This is a genomic window from Kitasatospora sp. NPDC048722 (genome assembly GCF_040650235.1).
GTDB lineage: Bacteria > Actinomycetota > Actinomycetes > Streptomycetales > Streptomycetaceae > Kitasatospora.
The window spans coordinates 77223-99959 of sequence record NZ_JBEZGX010000035.1; the positions used below are offsets into that span (position 1 = coordinate 77223).

The following is a 22737-nucleotide window of genomic DNA, read 5'->3' on the forward strand; positions in this document are numbered from 1 at the left end:
CGTGACGCCGCTCGACCCGCCCGGCCGCACCACCCGTCCCGTACCGGCCACGTTCCTGGCCGGTACGGGGACACCCGCTCCTGCCCCGGCCGCCACCTCCGCTCCCGGTCCCGCTCCGGCTCCCGATCCCGATCCCGCCCGGACTCCCGAACCGCTGCCGGCCGGGGCCCTCCGGCTGCCCGAGGCGCCGCTGCCGCCCTCCGAGGTGGACCGGCTGGTCGGCGGCCAGCACCACGACCCGCACGCACTGCTCGGCGCCCACCCCGTGCACGGCGGCACCGCCATCCGGGTGCTGCGGCCGTTCGCCGAACGGGTCGTGGTCGAGACCGCCCAGGGCCCGGCCGAACTCACCCACCAGCAGGGCGGGTTGTTCACCGGCCTGCTCGCCGGCGACGCACCGCCCGACTACCGGTTGCTGGTGACCTACCCGGGCGGCGAACCGCTCGTCCAGCAGGACGGCTACCGCACCCGGCCCACCCTCGGCGAGCTCGACCTGCACCTCATCTCCGAGGGCCGGCACGAGCAGCTGTGGCAGGTGCTCGGCTCGCACGTGCGCACGGTGGACGGCGTGGCCGGCACCGCGTTCGCCGTGTGGGCGCCGAACGCCGCCGGGGTGCGGCTGATCGGGGACTTCAACCACTGGGACGGCACCGGGCACCCGATGCGCTCGCTCGGCTCCTCCGGCGTGTGGGAGCTGTTCGTCCCCGGGCTGGCCGAGGGCGCCACGTACAAGTACGAGATCCACACCCGGCAGGGCTGGGTGCTCGACAAGGCCGACCCCCTGGCCCGCGCCGCCCAGTGCCCGCCCGGCACCGCGTCCGTCGTCACCTCCTCCGCCTACCGGTGGGAGGACGGCGAGTGGATGGCCCGCCGCGCACGCGCCGCGCACCACCGGGCGCCGATGTCGGTGTACGAGCTGCACCTGCCGTCCTGGCGGCCCGATCTGACCGACTACCGCGCGATCGCCGAGGAACTCCCCGGCTACCTCAAGGAGTTGAACTTCACCCACGTGGAGTTCATGCCGGTCATGGAGCACCCCTTCGGCGGCTCCTGGGGCTACCAGGTGTCCGGCTACTACGCGCCCACCGCCCGCCTCGGCACCCCGGACGACTTCCGCCACCTCGTCGACACGCTGCACCGGCACGGGATCGGCGTGATCGTCGACTGGGTGCCCGCCCACTTCCCCAAGGACGCCTTCGCGCTCGCCCGCTTCGACGGTGAGCCGCTCTACGAGCCCGCCGACCCGCTGCGCGCCGAACACCCCGACTGGGGCACGCTGGAGTTCGACTACGGGCGCAAGGAGGTGCGCAACTTCCTCGTCGCCAACGCGGTCTACTGGTGCGAGGAGTTCCACATCGACGGGCTGCGGGTGGACGCCGTCGCCTCGATGCTCTACCTCGACTACTCCCGCGAGGGCGGCGCCTGGACGCCCAACCAGTTCGGCGGACGGGAGAACCTCGACGCGGCCTCCTTCCTCCAGGAGATGAACGCGACCGTCTACCGGCGCTGCCCGGGCGTCGTGACCATCGCCGAGGAGTCGACCGCCTGGGACGGCGTGACCCGCCCGACCGACAGCGGCGGGCTCGGCTTCGGGCTCAAGTGGAACATGGGCTGGATGCACGACTCGCTGGTCTACATGTCCAAGGAGCCGGTGCACCGCCGGTACCACCACAACGAGATCACCTTCTCGATGGTGTACGCCTACTCCGAGAACTACATCCTGCCGATCTCCCACGACGAGGTCGTGCACGGCAAGCAGGCGCTCGTCTCCAAGATGCCCGGCGACTGGTGGCAGCAGCGTGCCAACCACCGCGCCTACCTCGGCTTCATGTGGTCCCACCCCGGCAAGCAACTCCTCTTCATGGGACAGGAGTTCGCCCAGGGCGCGGAGTGGGACCACGAGGTCGGCCCGCAGTGGTGGGTGCTCGACGAGCAGTGGCCGGCCCACCGGGACCACCAGGGCGTGCGCCGCCTCGTGCGCGACCTCAACCGCCACTACCGCGACACCCCCGCCCTCTGGGAGCTCGACACCTCTCCCGAGGGCTTCCAATGGCTCGACGGCGGCGCCGCCGACGACAACCTGCTCTCCTACGTCCGCCACGCCGCCGACGGCTCGCCCCTCGTCGCCGTCTGCAACTTCTCCCCCGTCGTCCGCCACGGCCACCGCGTCGGCCTCCCCGCCCTCGACGGCCGCGACCAGCTGTGGGAGGAAGTCCTCAACACCGACGCCGAAGCCTACGGCGGCACCGGCACCGGCAACTCGACCCCGATCAAGGCCGACCCCGTCGAGTGGAACGGCCAGCCCCGCTCCGCCGACCTGGTCCTCCCCCCACTGGCCACCATCTGGCTCCGCCCGGCCTGACCCCGCTGCGGCACGGCCAACGGTGGCACCGCGGACGTCGGACGTCCGCGGTGCCACCGTTCGCGGCCTTCTGCGACCGACGGGACCTTCGTCCCTTGCTCCTGCCGGGATGCTCTGCTCGCGGACGCCCGTTCGGGGTGCGAAGGTATGGTCGATATGACCACTTTCCGAGACGACGGGACGGAGAAGACCGCGTGGCGCGCAGCGTGTACGTGACCGGGATCGACCGGGGGGACGGACGGCAGGCGGTCGAGCTCGGGGTCATGGAACTGCTCACCCGGCAGGTGGACCGGGTCGGGGTGTTCCGGCCGCTGGTGCACGCGCACGCGCCGGGGGAGTCCGGGTCGGACCACGTGGTCGAGCTGCTGCGCGGCCGGTACCGGATCGACCTGCCCGCCACCGACCTGTACGGGCTGACGTACGAGGAGGCCGCCGCCCTGCAGGCCGCGCAGGGGCAGGACGAGCTGGTGTCGGTCCTCGTCGACCGGTTCCGGGCGGTGGAACGGCGCTGCGAGGCCGTGCTGGTGCTCGGCACCGACTTCGCGGACACCAACATCCCGGACGAGCTGGCCTTCAACGCCCGCCTGGCCAACGAGTTCGGCGCCGCCGTGCTGCCGGTGCTCGGCGGGCAGGGCAAGGAGGCGGAGGCCGTGACCGCCGAGGTCCGCAACGCCCACCGGGCGTACACCGACCTCGGCTGCGAGACCCTCGCGATGATCGCCAACCGGGTCGCCCCCGCCGCCAAGCAGCGGATCCAGCGCAAGCTCACCGAGAAGCTGCCGATCCCCGCCTACGTCATCCCGGAGGAGCCGGCGCTGGCCGCGCCCACCGTCGCCCAGCTGGTCGAGGCCACCGGCGCCGAGGTGCTGCTCGGGGACGCCGCCGGGCTCTCCCGGGACGTGCGCGGCTTCGTCTTCGGCGGCGCCATGCTGCCGACCTTCCTCGACGCGCTGACCGACGGCGCCCTCGTCGTCACCCCCGGGGACCGCGCCGACCTGGTCATCGGCTCGCTCGCCGCGCACGCCGCCGGTGCCCCGCCGATCGCCGGCGTGCTGCTGACGCTCGGCCAGCACCCGGGGCCGAACGTCATGGCGCTGGCCGCCCGGCTCGCCCCCGGCACCCCGGTCGCGGTCGTCCCCGGGGGCAGCTGGCCGACCGCCGCCACCCTGACCCACCTGGAGGGCAAGCTCAGCACGGCCAGCCCCCGGAAAGCCGAGATCGCCCTCGGGCTGTTCGAACTACACGTCGACACCGTCGAGTTGACCAACCGGATCGAGGTCGGCCGGTCCGAGCGGGTCACCCCGATGATGTTCGAGCACGAGCTCCTGGAGCGCGCCCGCGCCGATCGCCGGCACGTCGTCCTGCCCGAGGGCACCGAGGAGCGCGTGCTGCGCGCGGCCGAGATCCTGCTGCGCCGCAACATCTGCGACCTCACCCTCCTCGGCGACGCCGACGCGGTGCGCCGCAAGGCCGCGGGCCTCGGCATCGCGATACCGCAGGAGGACTCCGGCGCCGACCGCGCCCAGGTCCGGATCGTCGACCCGACCACCAGTCCGCTGCGCCGCCAGTTCGCCGAACTGTACGCGCGGCTGCGCGCCCACAAGGGCATGACCGTCGAGCTCGCGCTGGACGTCGTCACCGACGTCTCCTACTTCGGCACCCTGATGGTCCAGGAGGGCATCGCCGACGGCATGGTCTCCGGCGCGGTGCACTCCACCGCCGCCACCATCCGGCCCGCCTTCGAGGTCATCAAGACCTCGCCGGGCGCGTCCATCGTGTCGAGCGTCTTCTTCATGTGCCTGGCCGACAAGGTCCTCGTGTACGGCGACTGCGCCGTCAACCCGGACCCGGACGCCCAGCAGCTGGCCGACATCGCGATCCAGGCCGCCGCCACCGCCGCCCAGTTCGGCGTCGAGCCGCGGGTCGCGATGCTCTCCTACTCGACCGGTACCTCCGGCTCCGGCGCGGACGTCGACAAGGTCCGCAAGGCCACCGAGCTCGTCCGCGAGCTGCGCCCGGACATCCTGGTCGAGGGCCCGATCCAGTACGACGCCGCGGTGGACGCGCACGTCGCTGCCACCAAGCTGCCGGGCTCCGCAGTGGCCGGCCGGGCGACCGTACTGATCTTCCCGGACCTCAACACCGGCAACAACACCTACAAGGCCGTGCAGCGCTCGGCGGGCGCGGTCGCCGTCGGCCCGGTCCTCCAGGGCCTGCGCAAGCCCGTCAACGACCTCTCGCGCGGCGCGCTGGTGCAGGACATCGTCAACACCGTCGCGATCACCGCCATCCAGTCCCAGGACCGCAAGGAGACGAACGCATGAGCGAGCGCAGCACGGGGGTCCCCCCGGCCGGAGGCCGGGGGGAATCGTCAGCGGGTGCGCGTTTCGCGAAGCGAGCGCCGAGCGCGGCGAGGTGGACGCATGAGTGAAGGCACGCGCGTCCTGGTGCTGAACGCCGGCTCCTCGTCGGTCAAGTACCAGCTGATCGACATGCTCGACGGCGCCCGGCTCGCCTCCGGGCTGGTCGAGCGGATCGGCGAGCCGAGCGGCCGGCTGGTGCACACCCCGCGCTCCGGCGAGCGGCGCGAGAGCCTGCAGACCTTCCCGGACCACTCCGCCGCGCTCAAGGCCGTCGCCGAGGAACTCGCCGCCGACGGCGTCGGGCTGGACTCCCCCGAGCTCGCCGCGATCGGCCACCGCGTGGTGCACGGCGGCAAGCGGTTCACCGAGCCGACCGTGCTCACCGACGAGGTGCTCCGGGAGATCCGCCGCCTGATCCCGGTCGCGCCGCTGCACAACCCGGCCAACATCACCGGCATCGAGGTGGCCCGCGCGCTGCGCCCGGACCTGCCGCAGGTGGCCGTCTTCGACACCGCCTTCCACGCCTCGATGCCCGAGCCGGCCGCCCGGTACGCGATCGACAAGGCCGTCGCGGACGAGCACCGGGTGCGCCGGTACGGCTTCCACGGCACCTCGCACCAGTACGTCTCGCGGGCCACCGCCCGGCTGCTCGGCAAGGACCCGGCCGAGGTGAACGTCATCGTGCTGCACCTGGGCAACGGCGCCTCCGCCTCGGCCGTCAGCGGCGGCCGGTGCGTGGACACCTCGATGGGCCTGACCCCGCTGGAGGGCCTGGTCATGGGCACCCGTTCGGGTGACATCGACGCGGGCGTGGTGTTCCACCTGCACCGGGTGGGCGGCCTGTCGATCGACGAGATCGACGACCTGCTCAACCGCCGCAGCGGCCTGCGCGGCCTGTGCGGGGACAACGACATGCGCGAGATCATGCGCCGCGCGGACGAGGGCGACGCGGACGCGAAGCTCGCGTTCGACTCCTACGTCCACCGGCTCCGCAAGTACATCGGCGCCTACTACGCCGTGCTCGGCCGGGTGGACGCGATCGCGTTCACCGCGGGCGTCGGCGAGAACGCCGCACCGGTGCGCGCGGCGGCCACGGCCGGCCTGGAGGAGCTGGGCATCGCGGTGGACCCCGAGCTGAACTCCGTGCGCTCCGGCGAGCCCAGGATCATCTCGCCGGAGTACGCGCGGGTGGTGGTCGCGGTCGTGCCGACCGACGAGGAGCTGGAGATCGCCCGGCAGGCCTTCGCCCTGGTCCATCGACAGCAGGAGGCGTCCGCGGGCTGACACTCCGTCGTCTCGGTCCGCGGAATCCTTCGTCGGCGATTCCTCACGATTCGTGCCGAATGCACCCATAACACGAACGGATAGACTGATCCATATGCGCCGAGCGAAAATTGTCTGCACCCTGGGTCCGGCGACGGACTCCTACGAACAGCTGAAGGCCATCGTCGAGGCGGGCATGAACGTCGCCCGACTGAACATGAGCCACGGCACCCACGCGGACCACGAGGAGCGGTACCGAAAGGTCCGCCAGGTCTCGGAGGACACCGGCAAGGCCATCGGCGTCCTTGCCGACCTCCAGGGTCCCAAGATCCGTCTGGCGACCTTCGCCAACGGCCCGGTGACCGTCGACAACGGCGACGAGTTCACCATCACCACCGAGGACGTCCCCGGTGACCAGCACATCTGCGGGACCACCTACAAGGGCCTGCCCGGCGACGTGAAGCCCGGCGACCCGATCCTGATCAACGACGGCGTCATCGCCCTGGAGGTCGTCAGCGTCGACGGCCCGCGGGTGAGGACCGTGGTGGTCGAGGGCGGCGTGCTCTCGAACAACAAGGGCATCAACCTGCCCGGCGCGGCCGTGAACGTGCCCGCCCTGTCCGAGAAGGACAAGGACGACCTGCGCTTCGCGCTCCGCCTGGGCGTCGACATGATCGCCCTGTCCTTCGTCCGCAACGCGGACGACATCAAGGACGTCCACGAGGTCATGGACGAGGTCGGCATCCGCGTGCCGGTCATCGCCAAGATCGAGAAGCCGCAGGCCGTCGAGGCCATGGAGGAGATCGTCCTCGCCTTCGACGCCATCATGGTCGCCCGCGGCGACCTGGCCGTGGAGTACCCGCTGGAGCGGGTGCCGCTGGTCCAGAAGCGCCTGATCACGCTGGCGCGCCGCAACGCCAAGCCGGTCATCGTCGCCACCCAGATGATGGAGTCGATGATCCACGCCTCGCGCCCGACCCGCGCCGAGGTCTCCGACGTCGCCAACGCCATCCTGGACGGCACCGACGCGGTCATGCTGTCGGCCGAGTCGAGCGTCGGGAAGTACCCGGTCGAGACCGTCCGCACCATGAGCCGGATCTGCGAGAAGGCCGAGGAGGAGCTCGTCGGCCAGGGCCTGCAGCCGCTCAACCCGGGCCGCAAGCCGCGCACCCAGGGCGGCTCCGTCGCCCGCGCCGCGTGCGAGCTGGGCGACTTCCTGAACGGCAAGGCGCTGATCGCGTTCACCAAGTCCGGCGACACCGCGCGCCGGCTGTCCCGCTACCGCTCGCCGATCCCGGTGATCGCGTTCACCCCGGACGCGGCCACCCGCAACCAGCTCTCGCTGAGCTGGGGCGTCGAGTCGTACGTCACCGAGCAGGTGGCCACCACCGACGCGATGGTCGCGCAGGTCGACCGCGAGCTGCTGAAGATGGGCGAGCTGTCCGAGGGCGACACCGTCATCGTCACCGCCGGCGTCCCGGTCGGCATCCCCGGCACCACCAACATGGTGCAGGTGCACCGCCTGGGCACGCACGGCGAGTAGTACCCGCCGGACCGCCGAACGCCCGTGGGGCGGCTCCTCCGCGACGGAGGGCCGCCCCACGGGCGTCGTGCGCTTCCCCGGTCGTTCCGGCGTGGCGCTACTTGTCGCTGTAGGGGGCGTTGTCGTTGAACATGTGCATCCCGGGGATGTGCAGCGTGCCGCCGAACTGGCCGGCCTGCTTGGCGGTCACCCCGGTCAGCTCGATGTCCAGCGGGATCGGGACCGAGCCGATCAGGTCGTACAGCCAGCGCGGCAGGGTGTCCGGGGTGAGGGTGATCTCGCCCAGGTCGATCGGGATCGGCAGGCCCAGCAGCTTGGACAGGTGACCGGACAGCCGCTCCACGTACATGGTGACCGGGCCGTTGCGCATGGTCGAGGTCGAGCCGGGGGCGCCCTGGACGTGGAACGTCACGCCGTTGCCCTCAAGAGTCGACATGTCGAGGTTCTCGATGTCGACGCTCGACACCATGAACTTCAGCACCCGCTTGGTGCCGGTCGGGGTCTTGACGTCGTAGACGCCGTGGAAGGCCGCGCCGTGCAGGCCGAGGCGGCTGGTCTGCAGCGTCCAGTTCTGCTCCGGGACGACCTGCTCGCCGGGTGCCGCGGCGGCGGTCAGCCCGCGGGCGTCCACCGCGCAGTTCGGGTTCGCGGTCGGGGAGCCGGAGGCCGACGGGGACGCCGAGGACGACGGCGCCGGGCCGGAGGCGGAAGCGGACGGCGCGGCCGAGGCGCCGGACGAAGCGCCGGACGACGGCGCCGGCTTGGTGGGCGCCCTGCCGGCCACGGGCGGCTTCGGGGCCTGGGTCACCGTGCCGCCGCCGGGCACCTGCGCGGACGGCTGGGTCTGGGGCTGCGGCTGACCGGGCTGGACCGGGGCTCCGACCCGCGGGGCGGGGGCGGCGGGCGCCGGAGTGGTCGCCGTGGCCGTCGGGGTGGCGGTCGGCGACGCGGAGGGCGACGGGGACGCCGAACCACCCGGGTTCAGAAGGTTGTTGATGCCGCCGAGGATGTCGCCGATCAGCCCGGCCTGGGACGCCTTGGCCGTCCCGCTCGCGTCGCCCTGGTAGACCGCGCTCACCGCGCCCGCGCTGCCGTCGGCGGCGGACCGGACGGCCGGCGCGGTGGTCGCCGCGACCGTCGGGGTGGTGGTCGGCGTCTTCACCGGCGCGGACGGCTGCGGCGTGGACGGCTGCGGGGTGGGCACCGCCGTCGGGGCCTGTGTCGGAACGCTCGTCGCACCGGCACCCGTGGAGGGCGTCGCGGACGGACCGGGCGGCGGCACGGGCAGCTCGCTCTTGGGCACCGGCGTCTCCTCGATCGGCGAGACGTCCGGCACCGCCACGGGTGCGGTGGGGCACGCCTTGCCCGCCGTGGACTCGGCCGACGCCGGGTTCGGCGTGTAGGCGGCGGCCATCAGCAGCGCCGTCGGCACCGCGGCCATCGCCAGCGCCCGGCCCCGCAGCCGCACCCGGACGGGCGTCCGCGGCGCGGCGTGGCGCCCGGAGCGCTTCGCTTGGTCGTCGGTGGCACTCACCGTGCCTCCTTCGGGTCCACAGCCGCGGGCTGCTCCTTCGGCTCGGCCTGGGCGGGCAGCTTCGCCGTCGGCGCCTCGGCCGAGGGCTCGGCGGGCGTCGCGGCGGTGACGCTCTCGGCCACGGCGGCCTCCGTCGCGGCGCTCTCGGCCTTGCCCGGCGCGGCCACCTCGGCCGCCTCCGGCTCCGGCAGCGGCGCCCAGGCCATCATCAGGCCACCGCCGATCAGGCCGGGCAGGATCGCCAGCCCGAAGCCGCCCAGGTTGGAGACCGGGATCGAGACCAGCGTCAGCAGCGTGGTCGCGACGCCCGCGAAGAAGCGCACGGCCGGCTGGAACCAGGCGGTCAGCCCGAGCACGATCAGCAGCACGCCGATGATCAGCGAACCGGCGCCCGCCGTGGTGGCCATGGCGACCGTCATGCCGCCCAACGAGAGCTTCGCGTACGGGAAGTACATGATCGGGACGCCGGCGATCATGGCCAGCAGGCCGCCGTAGTACGGCCTCGTCCGGCGGAAGGTACGGAACACCCGGCGCAGCCACTGGGCGGGGTTCTCGTGCTCGGCGGGTCGGTACTCGGCAAGGGCGCTGGACACGATGGAGCTCCTCGATGGTGTGTACGAGGGGATGACAAGGTCGGGGATCCGGGGTCGGCGAAATCGCCGCCCCGCCCCCCCGGCAGGTGCGGTCGAGGCGGCGGGCCGGTTCCGGCCCGCCGCCCGTCAGCAACCTAGAAGCACTCGCCGGTGCCGTCGGTGTGCAGCTGGAGCTTCAGGCCGTTGAGCGTGAAGGTTCCGGCCGAGGTGGCCCAGGCCTGCTGCTGCACGTTGGTCAGGTCCGCCTTGTCGGCGGCCTGGGCGAAGCCGACCGCGCCGGTCGGCAGACCGCCGAGCTTCGAGTGCCAGCCCTGGGTGGCCGTGCCCTTGAGGGTGGACGCGTCCTGGCCGATGTTGATGTTGGTGAAGGTCGCGTCCGCGTTCAGCTGGTCGAGGTCGATCAGCAGGTTCTTGGCCTGGACCTGCTTGGCCACGTCGTCGCTGTTGCCCGCCTCGAGGCGCAGGGTGATCTTCGGCAGCTTCCACGGCAGGCCGGGGATGACGTTGGGGTCGGTCACCACCGACTGGCACAGGCCCTTGATCGTGGCCGAGTCGAAGGCCGAGATGGCCACCGGGTGCGGAGTGCCGTTCTGCTCGGCGTCGATCGACCCGAACTGGGCGAAGTTGGTGCCGTGCAGCTCCTGCGTGGTGACCTTGAAGCTCTGGCCCGAAACGCTGAACGAAGCGGCCAGGGCGTTGTTGGCCATTGCGGTGCCCACCGCGGCGGTGGCCGCGATGCTCGGCACCATCACCAGGGCGAAGCGCTTCCAGCGGGTCTTGCCGTAGGTCTTGGACATGCGAGTCCTCCTTCTGGGACGTACATCTCCGGCTCCCCGGCGATGCCTCCAGCACCGGTGGGGGCCTGGGATGGGAGAGAGCTACGTCCTCGGTAGCGGAGAGCGCGCGCGTCGTCGGACGCGGGAGCGGCCTGCGTGGAGCGGCACTCCCGTCCCTGGACCGGCCGTCCTTGTGGGGCGGCGGGCAGGACCGGCGACATCGGCGATCACCCCCGAGCGACAACCAGCGACCGCGCAGGGCACGCGGCCGGTCGAAGGACAGGAACCGCCGTGGGACCGCGGATACCCCCCTGCCCTCCCTACCGCCGGCCGTGGCCGGCGGATCACCCGGTGGGGATCCCGCGCTCCCCGTGGCCGACCGGCTGTCGGGGGAAGGAGTCTGGGACCGGGCGTGGCCGATCGTGCTTGAATCCCGGGCGAAGCACAAGAGGTGCCTTACTGACGGGTAATGCAACAGTCGGTGGCGTCGATCATGAACTCGGCCGGATCCGCACCGTGCGTGACGTCGTGCAGGAATCGTGACGGCGAAATCCCCCGGAAACACCGCCGAAACACCCGTGGGTGGTCACACTTGGTGACCACCCACGGGTGAAATCAAGATTTGGTAAACCTCGGCCGGGTTACCCGGATTGTCGCCAAATCACCAGCGACACCGCAGGTCACCCACCGTGCCAGCCGCACCGCCCGGCACACGCGCCCAGAAGGGCGGGGGCGCTCAGAAGAGCACGCGCGCCAGCCCGGCCCGGGCCACCACGACGCGCGGGTCCTCCGCGCCGATGACCTCGAAGAGTTCCAGCAGGCGCAGCCGGACGGTGTCCCGGTCCGCACCGAAGGTCTTGCCGACGGTGTCGATCAGGCGCCCGAAGGCGTCCTCGACGTGGCCGCCGACCAGGTCCAGGTCGGCGGCCTGGAGCTGCACCTCGACGTTCTTCGGGTCGGCCGCGGCGGCCGCCCGGACGGCCTGGAGGTCCAGGCCCTCGACGCGGTGCAGGAGTTCGGCCTGGGCCAGGCCCAGCTTGGCCTCGGTGTTGCCGGGCTGGTCGGCCAGCACGTTCTTGTAGGCCTGGATCGCGCCGCCGAGGTCGCCGCGGTCGAGTGCGTCGTGCGCGGCGGCGAGCGCCGGGTCCTCGAAGCGCTGCGGGGCGCCGGCCGGACCGGCCCCGCCGTCCGCGGCGCCGGGGGCGGCCGGGCCGCCGACGATGCCGAAGCGCTGCTCGGCGACGAGGATCAGCTGGTCGAGGACCTTGCGGACGTTGGCCGCGCTCTCCGCACCCTGGAACAGCGGCACCAGCTGACCGGCCACCACGGCCATCACGGCCGGGATGCCCTGGATGCCGAACTGCTGGGCCAGCATCTGGTTGGAGTCGACGTCGATCTTGACGAGGACGAACCGGCCGGCGTACTCCTCGGCCAGGCCCTCCAGGATCGGGCTGAGCTGCTTACAGGGGCCGCACCACTCGGCCCAGAAGTCGATGACGACCGGCACCTCGGCGGAGCGCTGGACGACCTCGGTCTCGAAGGTGTCCTCGGTGACGTCGATGACGAGCTGGTAAGCGGGCTCGGCGGGGGCGATGCCGGCCGCCTCGGCGGCGGCGGCCTGGCGGGCCCGCTCGGCCCGCGCCTGCTCGGCCTTCTGGGCTGCCTCACCGGCCGCCTTCACGGCGGCGAGGTCGACCGCACCACGCAGGGCGGAGCTGTTCTGACGCGAATTCCGTGGCTGCATGGCACCATCCTCCCCCGTCCGCGCCGCCCGCGAGCACCAACCTCGGGAAAGTCGTCCCGCGCGTGCTGCGCGGTGCCTCTCCCAGGAGCGCCGTGCGCTCCCCCCAGTAGCCTGCTGCCTCCGGTGCGGATCCCCACCCGCACCCGCGCCGTTCCCGTCCCACGGGATCCGGCGCCCGGTTGTCACTGCTTTCGCTACGAGTCGTAGCGTAACTGGAGCGAGTGCCCCGCCCGCAAGCCCCACCGGCCGTTCCGCGACGTGACCTGCCCCACTTTCGCGGACCGCCCGGCTGTCCGAAGTGCCGGACAGTCGCTACCGTTACCAGCCCCACTCAAGTTACTTACCAGTAAAGTGCAAGGAGGCCCGGTGCCGGCCGCCCAGCCCCCCGTGAGCCAGCCGACCGCCGCGAACCCGTCCGCCGCGGCGCTGCCGGCGGCCCCGGGTGCCCCGGCGGAGGCCGTCACGGTCCGGGCCAAGGGACGCCCGCGCAGCGCCGCCGCCGACCTCGCGATCCTCGACGCCACCCGCGAGACGCTCGCCGAACTCGGCTGGGGCGGACTCACCATGGGCCACGTCGCCACCCGCGCGAAGGTCGCCAAGACCACCCTCTACCGCCGCTGGCCGTCGAAGAACGAGCTCGTCGTGGACGCCGTCGCCAGTCTCTTCGACGAGCTCGTGATGCCCGACCTCGGCAGCCTGCGGGCCGACATCGAGGCCGTGGTGGCCCAGTTCGCCGACCTGCTGGCCCGGCCCGAGACCCAGGCCGCGCTGCTCGCCCTGTTCGCCGAGGGCACCCGCGACCGGCAGCTGCGCCGGCGGATCAGGGAGGCCATCGTCGACCCGCAGAAGCGACTGGTCCGCCAGGGCCGGGCGGCGGCCCAGGCGCGCGGCGAACTCGCCCCGGACACCGACCCGTCGGCGGCCGGCGAGGAGATCGACATCATCTTCGACACCATCGCGGGGACGGTCGAGCACCGTGTCCTGGTCAGCGGGGAGCCGATCACCCCGGAGTGGACCCGCCGCTTCACCAGCCTCCTGCTGGGCCCGTTCCCGAGTCTCGCCGCCGACTGACGCGGGGCATGCCGGAGCCGTCCCGCGCCCATGGCGTGGGACGGCTCCGGAGGTCCTGCTAGAAGGCCGCGGTCTCCTGGTAGGTGCCCCACTCCCGGCGCAGCGCGTCACAGATCTCGCCCAGCGTCGCCTCGGCGCGGACCGCGTCCAGCATCGGCGGGATCATCGACTCGCCCGAGCGCGCCGCCGCGAGCATGGCGTCCAGCCCGGCCCGCACCGCCGCCTCGTCCCGGGCCGCCTTGCGCTCGGCGAGGACGCGCACCTGCTCGCGCTCGACCTCGTGGCTGACCCGCAGGATCTCCAGCTCGGGGGTGACGCTGCGCGGGTGGCAGTTGACGCCGACCACGCGCTTCTCGCCCTTCTCCACGCCCTGCTGGTACTGGAAGGCGGCCTCGGCGATCTCCCCGGTGAACCAGCCCTCCTCGATCCCGCGCAGGATGCCGGCGGTGATCGGGCCGATCTCGTGGTCCTCGCGGCCCTTGTCGAGGATCCGCTGGAAGATCGCCTCGGCCTGCTGCTCGATCCGGTCGGTCAGCGCCTCGACGTACCACGAACCGCCCAGCGGGTCGGCCACGTTGGCGACGCCGGTCTCCTCCATCAGCACCTGCTGCGTGCGCAGGGCGATCTCGGCGGCCTGCTCGGAGGGCAGCGCCAGGGTCTCGTCCAGGGCGTTGGTGTGCAGCGAGTTGGTACCGCCGAGCACCGCGGACAGCGCCTCGACGGCGGTGCGGACCACGTTGTTGTACGGCTGCTGCGCGGTGAGCGAGACGCCGGCGGTCTGGGTGTGGAAGCGCAGCCACTGCGCCTTGTCCGTCTTCGCGCCGAAGCGGTCGCGCATCCAGCGGGCCCAGATCCGGCGCGCGGCACGGAACTTGGCGATCTCCTCGAAGAAGTCGAGGTGCGCGTCGAAGAAGAACGACAGGCCCGGCGCGAACACGTCCACGTCCAGGCCCCGGGACAGGCCCAGTTCGACGTACGCGAAGCCGTCGGCGAGGGTGTACGCCAGCTCCTGCGCGGCCGTCGCCCCGGCCTCGCGGATGTGGTAGCCGGAGACGGACAGCGGCTTGTACGCGGGGATGCCCTCGGCGCAGTACGCCATCAGGTCGCCGATCAGGCGCAGGTGTGGCTCGGGGGCGAAGAGCCACTCCTTCTGGGCGATGTACTCCTTGAAGATGTCCGTCTGCAGGGTGCCGTTGAGCACCGCCGGGTCGACGCCCTGGCGCTCGGCGGCGACGAGGTACATGCAGAAGATCGGGACGGCCGGGCCGCTGATCGTCATCGAGGTGGTGACCTCGCCGAGCGGGATGCCGTCGAACAGCACCTCCATGTCGGCGGCCGAGTCGATGGCCACGCCGCAGTGGCCGACCTCGCCGAGCGACTTGGCGTCGTCGGAGTCGTAGCCCATGAGGGTCGGCATGTCGAAGGCGACCGAGAGGCCGCCGCCGCCCGCCTCCAGGATCATCCGGTAGCGCTCGTTGGTCTGCTGCGCGTTGCCGAACCCGGCGAACTGGCGGATGGTCCAGGTGCGCCCGCGGTAGCCGGTGGCGTGCAGCCCGCGGGTGAACGGGTACTCCCCCGGCCAGCCGATCCGCTCGAAGCCCTCGTACGGCTGCCCGGCCGGCGGACCGTAGGCCGGCGCGACCTCGTCGCCGGAGAGGGTGGTGAAGTCGGCGTCGCGCTTGCGGGCCGCGTCGTACCGCTGCTGCCAGCGCTGCCGTCCGCGCTCGATCTCCTCGGCGTCCATGGGCCGAACTCCGCTCCGTACGGCCGCCACGACATCGGGGCGGCACAGCTATTAGGACGTCCTACTAATTTACTCGGACGTCCTACTACTTGTCGATGGACGAACCGGGGCGCGCCGATGGACACCTCGGAAGTCTCCCCGGGAACGACGGAGGGCCCTCCTCCCCGCGCCGGGGAGGAGGGCCCTCGAAGGTTCCGTCGTGACCGCGCGCCGCGTCCGCGCTCAGACGCCGGCCGGCTGGCGGGCGTCCGACCCGGCCGGGAGGCTCGCGGCGGCCTCGCGGGCCACCCGGCGCTCGAAGACGAAGGAGAGGAACGGGATGCAGCCGGCCGCCAGGGTCAGCACCAGCCGGCCGAGCGGCCACTTCAGCTTCTGGCCCAGCAGGAAGGTCACCACGAAGTACCCGATGTACAGGTAGCCGTGCAGCATCGCGACGTACGTCGTCACGTCCTCGCCGGTCTGGAACCCGTACTTCGCGACCATGAAGCCGCAGAACACCAGCAGTGCCACACCGGTCGCGACGGCCAGGGCCCGGTACCAGCCCAGCAGGGGGGTCGCCTTCATCTTCTACATCGCCTCGTTCGGCTGGATCGGCCGGTACGTCCGGATCTGCGCACCGCTCCGAACGAGGGTAGCCGCCCTCACGGCCGCGCCGGCGCAGGCCCCTGGTCGGCTTCGTCACCCTCGTCGGTGAAGTCCCCGGCGGCGACCCGCAGCGGCCGGAGCAGCTCGAACACCTGTCGGCACTGGCCGGCGTCGTACTCCTCCAGCCCGAACTCCATCGCCATGAGCTCCCGGGTGGCCTCCTCGACCACCTCGCGGCCGCGCGCGGTGATCGACGCGAGCACCCCGCGGCCGTCCAGCGGGTTGGGGCGGCGGGCGACCAGGCCGGCCCGCTCCAGCCGGTCGACGGTGTTGGTGACGCTGGTCGGGTGGACCATGAGCCGCTCGCCGATCTTGGAGAGGGACAGCTCGCCGGTCCGGCTGAAGGTGAGCAGCACCAGCGCCTCGTAGCGGGCGAAGGTCAGCCCGTACGGCTTGAGCACCGCGTCGACCCGGGAGAGCAGGATCTGGTGGGCGCGCATGATCGAGGTGATCGCCGCCATCGAGGGGGCGCCGCCCCAGCGGCGGGTCCAGAGCTCGTCGGCGCGGGCGATCGGGTCGAAGTCGAGTGCGAGGGGCTTGGCCACGTCCTTACCGTACCGGCGGAACGGACGTGTGCTACCAGCCGTCCTGATGCTGGACAAGCGACGGCGCGTGGCGGGATCCCGCCAATCGGGCGGGCAGGTCCATACCTGGACATTGCGGCGGTGTGTCGGCCCGCCAACGCAGGGTCACGGCACGGCCGTTGACACCGAATCGGCGGTCCACCCCGCTATCAGGCCTCGGTTCGGGCGGTAACCCGCTGAAAGGCGGGGTGATTCGGCCGGTTTTGTCGGCCCGTTCACAATGCTTCGTCCTGGCGGGACTTGGCCAATTCATGAACTAGACCTGTCATTTCGTTTGCTCGATTGTCATGCTTTCGGCCAACCCCGTTCAGCGGCCACCACCCCCACCCATCGGTGCGCCGCCGCCTGCCGCACGGGGTTGCCCAGCACGTCAGCGCCCGTTCCGCCCCCAAGGTGCCGACCCCGGCCCCCGGGACGCGGCGCGACCGCGCACCCGCGGTTTCCCGGAAGGACTCGCACGTGAAGCGAAAGCTCGCAGCCGTCGCCGTACTCTCCGCCACCGCCCTCCTGACCGGCGTCGTCCAGGTGGGCACCGCCGCCGTGGCGACCCCCGCGCCCGCGCTCCAGGCGCAGGCCGCGCAGCAGTACGCCGCCGCCCTCGCGCTGGCCGGCGGTCAGGCCGGGCCGCTCGGCAAGGCCCTGGCCCTCGGCGGTCAGGAGCAGCTCGTCGCCAAGGACGCGGTGGTGGACGCCGACGGCACCCGCCACCTGCGCTTCGAGCGCACCTTCGCCGGACTGCCGGTGCTCGGCGGCGACCTGGTGGTCCACCAGAGCGCCGGCGGCGCCGTCGAGTCGGTCGACAAGGCGATAGCCGCCCCGATCGCGGTGCCCAGCCTGACCCCGGCGATCCCCGCCGACCAGGCCGCCGCGCAGGCCGGCAGCGCCGTCCAGTCGACCGTCGGCATCGCCGCCGACGAGGACGAGTCCCCGCTGACGGCCGTCCACCAGACCGGCAAGGCCGAGCTGGTGGTGTGGGCCTCCGACGGCAACCCGCGACTCGCGTACCGCACCACCGTCGAGGGCGTCCGCGCCGACGGCACCCCGAGCAGCCAGCTGCTCGTCACCGACGCGGCGAGCGGCGAGGTGCTGTCCTCGCACGAGCAGGTGCAGACCGCGGCCGGCAGCGGCACCGGCGTCTTCGTCGGCAAGGTCCCGCTCACCACGACGCTGAGCGGCTCGTCGTACCAGCTGAAGGACGCCTCCCGCGGCGGCCAGTCCACCAGCAACCTGAAGGGCAAGACCTCCGGCTCCGGCACGCTCTACGCCAACACCACGAACGTCTTCGGCAACGGCAGCGCGTCCAACTCCGAATCCGCCGCCGTGGACGCCCAGTTCGGCGCCGCGACCACGTGGGACTTCTACAAGAACACCTTCGGCCGCAACGGCATCAAGAACAACGGCGTCGGCGCCACCAGCCGGGTCCACTACGGCTCGAACTACGTCAACGCGTTCTGGAACGACACCTGCTTCTGCATGACCTACGGCGACGGCTCCGGCAACACCCACCCGCTCACCGCGCTCGACGTGGCCGGCCACGAGATGACCCACGGCGTCACCTCCGCGACCGCGGGCCTCAACTACTCCGGCGAGTCCGGCGGCCTCAACGAGGCCACCTCCGACATCTTCGGCAAGATGGTCGAGTTCTACGCCAACCTGCCCTCCACCCCGCCGAACTACTTCATCGGCATCCAGCTCAACCTCAACGGCAACGGCACGCCGCTTCGCTACATGGACAAGCCGAGCAAGGACGGCTCCTCGGCGGACTCGTGGTACTCGGGCGTCGGCAACCTGGACGTCCACTACTCCTCCGGCGTCGCGAACCACTTCTTCTACCTGCTGTCCGAGGGCAGCGGCGCGAAGAGCCTCAACGGCTTCTCCTACAACAGCCCGACGTCCAACGGTTCGACGCTCACCGGCATCGGCCGGGACAAGGCCGCGAAGATCTGGTACCGCGCGCTGACCGTCTACTTCACGTCCACCACCAACTACGCGGGCGCCCGCACCGGCACCCTCAAGGCGGCGGCGGACCTGTACGGCGCCACCAGCGCCGAGTACAAGGCGGTCGCGGCCGCCTGGAGCGGCGTCAACGTCAACTGACGCACGGCACTCCGACGCACGGCACAGGGCCCTGCGGACGTCCGAACGTCCGCAGGGCCTTTTCCCGGCCAATCCCCCGAGGCGCCCTGTTCTTCCCCGCCGCGAATTGTCATGCTTCTGTCGGAGCCACCCCCGGAAACGGCGACAGGCTGTCGCGGCCCTTGGGAGAGGAGGCCGCGACAGCCTGTCGACCGGCTGCGCGTGGGACGGAGGGCGTCAGGCGGCGGCCGGCTGCAGCTCCCCGCGCTCCTCCTTGCCGAGCATCCGCTCGGCGAAGAAGCCGCCGGTCGGCAGCACCGCGAGGACGAACAGCAGGACGCCGCGCTTGGCGTCCCACTTCTGCGCCTGCCACGCCTGGATCCAGAAGACCACGTACAGGATGAACAGGATCCCGTGGACCATCCCCATCACCGGGACGGCGTCGAAGCTGGTGGTCCGCTTCAGCACCGAGCAGATCAGCAGCAGGATGAACGAGACCCCTTCGGGGCCGGAGACCAGGCGCAGGCGGTGGACGGCGCTGCTGTTCACGATGGATACCTCAATGCGGGGGTCGGAGGTTGCTTGTGAACCCGCTCACAAGCCTCCCGGCCATTATCACCGAGCACACGTCCGAACCGGCCGCCGGGGTGCCCGGCAGCACGCCCGGGGTGCCCGATGTCACAACCGGGCCCCAGAACGGCGCCGCGTCGGGCACCGTGTCGCCCGGTGCCCCTATCCTGCTGCCCGCGCCCGGCGAACCGGGCGCCGTACGCAACGCACGACGGGGGTAGCCACCGATGTTCAAGCGGGACTGGGACCGAAGGACCTGCGCCAAGCGCGGGCACGTGACCTACGCGCCGGCCGAGCCCGAGCTCGCCTCCCGGCTGCACGCAGCGACCGCGCTCGGCGACGCCTGGCGCTGCCTGCGCTGCGGGGACTTCGCCCTCGGCGCCCCGCACGGCTCCGGCCCGGCCGAGGACGCCCCGCTGGTCCCGCGCGGCAAGGCCCTGCGCGACATCTTCATCCTGCGGTTCCTGGCCGTCGAACGGATCCTGCGTGGCGTGCTGATCCTGATCGTCGCGTTCGGCGTCTGGAAGTTCTCCAACAGCCAGGACGCCGTGCACCGGGTCTTCGACCAGGACCTGACGGTCTTCAAGCCGGTCACCGACCACTTCAACTGGGACATCGAGCACTCCCCGATCGTCGACACGATCCGCAAGACCTTCGACTACAAGAAGAGCACCCTGGTGATCGTCGCGGGCGCGCTGGTCGCCTACGCGCTGATCGAGATCGTCGAGGCCTTCGGCCTGTGGCTGGGCAAGCGCTGGGCCGAGTACCTGACCGTCATCGCGACCGCCGCCTTCCTCCCGCTGGAGGGCTACGAGCTGCACGAGAAGGTGAGCGTGCTGAAGATCTGCACGCTGCTGCTCAACATCGCCGCGGTGATCTGGATCATGCTCTCCAAGCGACTGTTCGGCCTGCGCGGCGGTGTGGTCGCCTTCGAGGCGGAGCGCCACTCGGCCTCGCTGCTGGAGGTCGAGGAGTCGGCCGGCACGGTGCCGCCGTCCCGGGGCGCGCACGCCCGCACCTGACCGGACACGCCCGGGCCCCCTCCCACGGCCACGGCCGCTCCGGTTACATTGCGGCCGTGGCACAGTTCAGACTCCAGGGGTCCCGGGTGCTCGCCGTCGAGCTGGCGGGCGACGCCGTGAAGGCCAGGAACGGTTCGATGGTCGCCTACACCGGGCAGATGGCCTTCAAGAAGCTCACCGGCGGCGGTGACGGCCTGCGCGGCATGGTCGCCAGACGGCTGACCGGCGAACAGATGGAAGTGATGGAGGTCAAGGGGCAGGGCACCTGCTACTTCGCCGACCGGGCCACCGAGATCAACCTGGTCCGGCTGACCGGCGAGGTGCTGTACGTCGAGGCGGACAACCTGCTGTGCACCGAGGCCGCCCTGCGCACCGGCACCACCTTCACCGGGCTGAACGGCGTCTCCTCCGGCAACGGCCTGTTCACCACCAAGGTGGAGGGCCACGGCTGGGCCGCCGTCACCTCGAACGGCCCCGCCGTCGTCCTGCGGGTCGGCAAGGACATGCCGCTGCGGGTGGACCCGGGCGCGTACGTCGCGCACACCGGCAGCCTGCACCGCAGCCTCAAGTCCGGCGCGGGGTGGACGACGGCGATCGGCGAGGGCGGCGGCGAGGCCGTCCAGGTGGAGTTCACCGGCGAGGGCCTGGTGTACGTCCAGCCCTCCGAGAAGCACACCCTCGGAGGTGACGTCTGATGGCCTTCCGGCAGCTCAACGGCAAGCTGGTCGAGGCCCGGGTGCTGCCCGGACAGCGGCTGTTCAGCCAGCGCGGCGCGATGATCGCGTACACCGGGGACGTCCGCTTCACGCCGAACATCACCGGCGGGCAGGGCGGCGTGATGTCGATGATCGGCCGCCGCGTGGCGAACGAGGACACCCCGCTGATGACCGTCGAGGGCCAGGGCACCGTCATGTTCGGCCACGGCGGCCACCACGTGCACGTGATCGACCTGACCGGGGACACCCTGTTCGTCGAGGCGGACCGGTTGCTGGCCTTCGAGGGCTCGCTGCGCCAGTCCACCACGTTCCTCGGCGCCCAGGGCGGGGTGATGGGCGTCGTCCGCGGCCAGGCCACCGGCCAGGGGCTGTTCACCACCCGGCTGGACGGGCACGGCGCGGTCGCGGTGATGGCGCACGGCGGCGTCTTCGAGCTGCCGATCGTCCCCGGGCAGCCGGTGCACGTCGACCCGCAGGCCTACGTCGCCCACCGCGGCGAGGTGCGCAACCGACTGTCCACAGCGCTGGGTTGGCGCGAGTTCATCGGCCGCGGCTCCGGCGAGGCGTTCCAGCTGGAGCTGGACGGGCACGGCGCGGTGTACGTCCAGGCGAGCGAGGAGAAGCTCTGATGACCCACCCGCCCCAGCCGCCGTACGGGCAGCCGGCGTACGGCCGGCCCGCGTACGGGCAGTCGCCCTACGACCAGCCGACGCAGCCGGGCCTCGCGATCCCGATGCCCACCCAGTACGACCTCCCGGTCCCCCTCCCGGAGCCGCGGGACGGCGCCGGCCCGGTGGTCCACGACGCGTACACCCTGCCGGTCGACGACAACGTCAACCCGTACGCGTTCTCGGTCGACCTCGACGGCTCGTACTTCCTGCAGAAGGGCAAGATGATCGCCTACTACGGCGACATCTCCTTCCAGGGCGTCGGCGCCGGCGCGCTCGACCGGATGCTCAGCCTGCACTTCAACTCCCCGCTGCACGCGGCCGACTGGGTCGTCGCCCGGGGCCGCGGCAAGCTCCTGCTGGCGGACCGCGCCTACGACCTCAACTCCTACGACCTGGACGACGGCAACCTGACCGTCCGCTCGGGCAACCTGCTCGCCTTCGACCCCGCGCTGCGGCTCAAGCAGTCGATCGTCCCGGGTTTCCTGACCCTGCTCGGCACCGGCCGGTTCGTCGCCGCGTCCAACGGCCCGGTGCACTTCGTCGACCCGCCGATCCGGGTGGACCCGCAGGCACTGGTCGGCTGGGCGGACTGCCCAGCGCCCTGCCACCACTACGACCACGACTACCTGCACGGCGTGGTCGGCGGCCTGCGGCGGCTGACCGGCATCGGTGGGGTGTCCGGCGAGGAGCACCAGTTCGAGTTCGTCGGCGCCGGCCAGGTGCTGCTGCAGTCCACCGAGCGCGTGATGGCCGGACGGCCGGTCGGTCTCGTGGGCGCCGAGGGGTCGGTACCCTGAGCCGGACGACGTTTCGCCCCGTAAACTCGTACAAGATTTAACTAAATCGGGGTATGCTGAGCCCCATGGACACGCACCCCACCGACACCGCGGACGCCCCCGCGTCGCAGCCCGAGGACGAGACTCCCTGGCTGACCGCCCGGGAGCAGCGGATGTGGCGCGCCCATCTGGAGGTCGCCAAGCTGCTGGACTACCAGCTCGGCCGCGAGCTCCAGCCGCACAACCTGGCGATCAACGACTACGAGATCCTGGTCGTCCTCTCCGAGGCGCCCGACCGCCGGATGCGGATGACCGACCTCGCGACGGCCACCCTGCAGTCCAAGAGTCGGCTCTCGCACCAGATCACCCGCATGGAGACGGCCGGCCTGGTGCTCCGCCAGGAGTGTCCGGGCGACCGCCGCGGCCTCTTCGCGCACCTCACCGAACAGGGCTGGGAGACGATGCAGCGCGTCGCCCCGGACCACGTGCGCAGCGTCCGCAGCCACTTCATCGACCGTTTCACCCCGGAGCAGCTGGACGCGATGTACGAAGCCCTGGCGCCCGTCGCCGAGCACCTGCGCGGCCTGCGACGCGCGGCAGTCCTGCCACCAGGGGACGGTGATCAGCAGCTCGACCAGTTCGCGGAGGTTCAGCGCCATGAGGGCCGCGCCGCCCTCGGAGTCG

At 71.8% G+C, this 22737-nt stretch carries 18 protein-coding genes and 1 pseudogene; 11 read left to right on the top strand and 8 right to left on the bottom strand.

Annotated elements, in window-relative coordinates:
- Position 1: 1 nt before the first annotated feature.
- From glgB to pyk, 4 genes are all read left to right on the top strand, one after another.
- Positions 2 to 2362: a 1,4-alpha-glucan branching protein GlgB gene (gene glgB, locus AB0C76_RS24705; protein WP_359969373.1), complete on the top strand. Its 2361-nt coding sequence runs from the start codon at positions 2 to 4 to the stop codon at positions 2360 to 2362.
- Between the two features lie 194 nt (positions 2363 to 2556).
- The gene (gene pta / locus AB0C76_RS24710; RefSeq protein ID WP_359969376.1) at positions 2557 to 4686 is read left to right on the top strand and encodes a phosphate acetyltransferase; all 2130 of its coding nucleotides are present in this window, start codon (positions 2557 to 2559) and stop codon (positions 4684 to 4686) included.
- Positions 4687 to 4785: 99 nt separating this feature from the next.
- Positions 4786 to 6009 (top strand): acetate kinase, encoded by a 1224-nt coding sequence (locus tag AB0C76_RS24715; RefSeq protein WP_359969379.1) that lies wholly within the window; start codon positions 4786 to 4788, stop codon positions 6007 to 6009.
- Between the two features lie 94 nt (positions 6010 to 6103).
- Positions 6104 to 7531 carry a pyruvate kinase gene (gene pyk, locus AB0C76_RS24720; protein ID WP_359969381.1) on the top strand — a complete coding sequence of 476 codons (1428 nt, stop codon included), beginning with the start codon at positions 6104 to 6106 and terminating at the stop codon, positions 7529 to 7531.
- 97 nt (positions 7532 to 7628) lie between these two features.
- Here the strand turns inward: pyk and AB0C76_RS24725 are convergent, their stop codons facing one another.
- The 4 genes from AB0C76_RS24725 to AB0C76_RS24740 form a co-directional block, all read right to left on the bottom strand.
- The gene (locus AB0C76_RS24725) at positions 7629 to 9065 is read right to left on the bottom strand and encodes a hypothetical protein (protein ID WP_359969384.1); all 1437 of its coding nucleotides are present in this window, start codon (positions 9063 to 9065) and stop codon (positions 7629 to 7631) included.
- A complete protein-coding gene (locus AB0C76_RS24730) occupies positions 9062 to 9658 on the bottom strand; it encodes a DUF6114 domain-containing protein (protein WP_359969387.1) in 597 nt (198 codons plus the stop codon). The genes AB0C76_RS24725 and AB0C76_RS24730 overlap by 4 nt, the downstream gene beginning before the upstream one ends.
- A gap of 134 nt (positions 9659 to 9792) precedes the next feature.
- Positions 9793 to 10455: a DUF6230 family protein gene (locus AB0C76_RS24735; RefSeq protein WP_359969390.1), complete on the bottom strand. Its 663-nt coding sequence runs from the start codon at positions 10453 to 10455 to the stop codon at positions 9793 to 9795.
- A gap of 715 nt (positions 10456 to 11170) precedes the next feature.
- Positions 11171 to 12178, bottom strand: coding sequence for a tetratricopeptide repeat protein (locus AB0C76_RS24740; protein ID WP_359969393.1), 1008 nt, complete (start codon positions 12176 to 12178; stop codon positions 11171 to 11173).
- 426 nt (positions 12179 to 12604) lie between these two features.
- On the opposite strand from AB0C76_RS24740, the gene AB0C76_RS24745 reads away from it, so the two are divergent.
- Positions 12605 to 13249: a TetR/AcrR family transcriptional regulator gene (locus AB0C76_RS24745; protein ID WP_359969424.1), complete on the top strand. Its 645-nt coding sequence runs from the start codon at positions 12605 to 12607 to the stop codon at positions 13247 to 13249.
- Between the two features lie 58 nt (positions 13250 to 13307).
- On the opposite strand, the gene AB0C76_RS24750 is transcribed toward AB0C76_RS24745, so the two are convergent.
- The 3 genes from AB0C76_RS24750 to AB0C76_RS24760 form a co-directional block, all read right to left on the bottom strand.
- On the bottom strand, positions 13308 to 14993 hold the full coding sequence (locus tag AB0C76_RS24750) for a methylmalonyl-CoA mutase family protein (RefSeq protein WP_359969395.1): 1686 nt from the start codon (positions 14991 to 14993) through the stop codon (positions 13308 to 13310).
- Positions 14994 to 15215: 222 nt separating this feature from the next.
- Positions 15216 to 15557, bottom strand: a complete 342-nt coding sequence (locus tag AB0C76_RS24755; RefSeq protein ID WP_329927945.1) for a DUF3817 domain-containing protein — start codon at positions 15555 to 15557, stop codon at positions 15216 to 15218.
- Between the two features lie 77 nt (positions 15558 to 15634).
- The gene (locus AB0C76_RS24760; protein WP_359969398.1) at positions 15635 to 16183 is read right to left on the bottom strand and encodes a MarR family transcriptional regulator; all 549 of its coding nucleotides are present in this window, start codon (positions 16181 to 16183) and stop codon (positions 15635 to 15637) included.
- A gap of 498 nt (positions 16184 to 16681) precedes the next feature.
- Between AB0C76_RS24760 and AB0C76_RS24765 the strand changes: the two genes are divergently transcribed.
- Entirely contained in the window at positions 16682 to 18319 is a 1638-nt protein-coding gene (locus tag AB0C76_RS24765; RefSeq protein WP_359969401.1) for a M4 family metallopeptidase, read from the top strand.
- A 216-nt stretch (positions 18320 to 18535) separates the two neighbouring features.
- On the opposite strand, the gene AB0C76_RS24770 is transcribed toward AB0C76_RS24765, so the two are convergent.
- A complete protein-coding gene (locus tag AB0C76_RS24770) occupies positions 18536 to 18850 on the bottom strand; it encodes a DUF3817 domain-containing protein (protein ID WP_359969427.1) in 315 nt (104 codons plus the stop codon).
- 245 nt (positions 18851 to 19095) lie between these two features.
- Between AB0C76_RS24770 and AB0C76_RS24775 the strand changes: the two genes are divergently transcribed.
- From AB0C76_RS24775 to AB0C76_RS24795, 5 genes and pseudogenes are all read left to right on the top strand, one after another.
- Positions 19096 to 19890 carry a DUF2127 domain-containing protein gene (locus tag AB0C76_RS24775; protein ID WP_359969404.1) on the top strand — a complete coding sequence of 265 codons (795 nt, stop codon included), beginning with the start codon at positions 19096 to 19098 and terminating at the stop codon, positions 19888 to 19890.
- A gap of 56 nt (positions 19891 to 19946) precedes the next feature.
- Positions 19947 to 20585 (top strand): AIM24 family protein, encoded by a 639-nt coding sequence (locus AB0C76_RS24780; protein WP_359969407.1) that lies wholly within the window; start codon positions 19947 to 19949, stop codon positions 20583 to 20585.
- Positions 20585 to 21235: an AIM24 family protein gene (locus AB0C76_RS24785; RefSeq protein WP_359969410.1), complete on the top strand. Its 651-nt coding sequence runs from the start codon at positions 20585 to 20587 to the stop codon at positions 21233 to 21235. Before AB0C76_RS24780 ends, AB0C76_RS24785 begins: the two co-directional genes overlap by 1 nt.
- A 104-nt stretch (positions 21236 to 21339) precedes the next feature.
- The gene (locus AB0C76_RS24790; RefSeq protein ID WP_359969430.1) at positions 21340 to 22074 is read left to right on the top strand and encodes an AIM24 family protein; all 735 of its coding nucleotides are present in this window, start codon (positions 21340 to 21342) and stop codon (positions 22072 to 22074) included.
- Positions 22075 to 22226: 152 nt separating this feature from the next.
- Positions 22227 to 22634 (top strand): annotated as a pseudogene (locus tag AB0C76_RS24795) (MarR family transcriptional regulator); the annotation flags it as partial.
- Between the last annotated feature and the right edge of the window lie 103 nt (positions 22635 to 22737).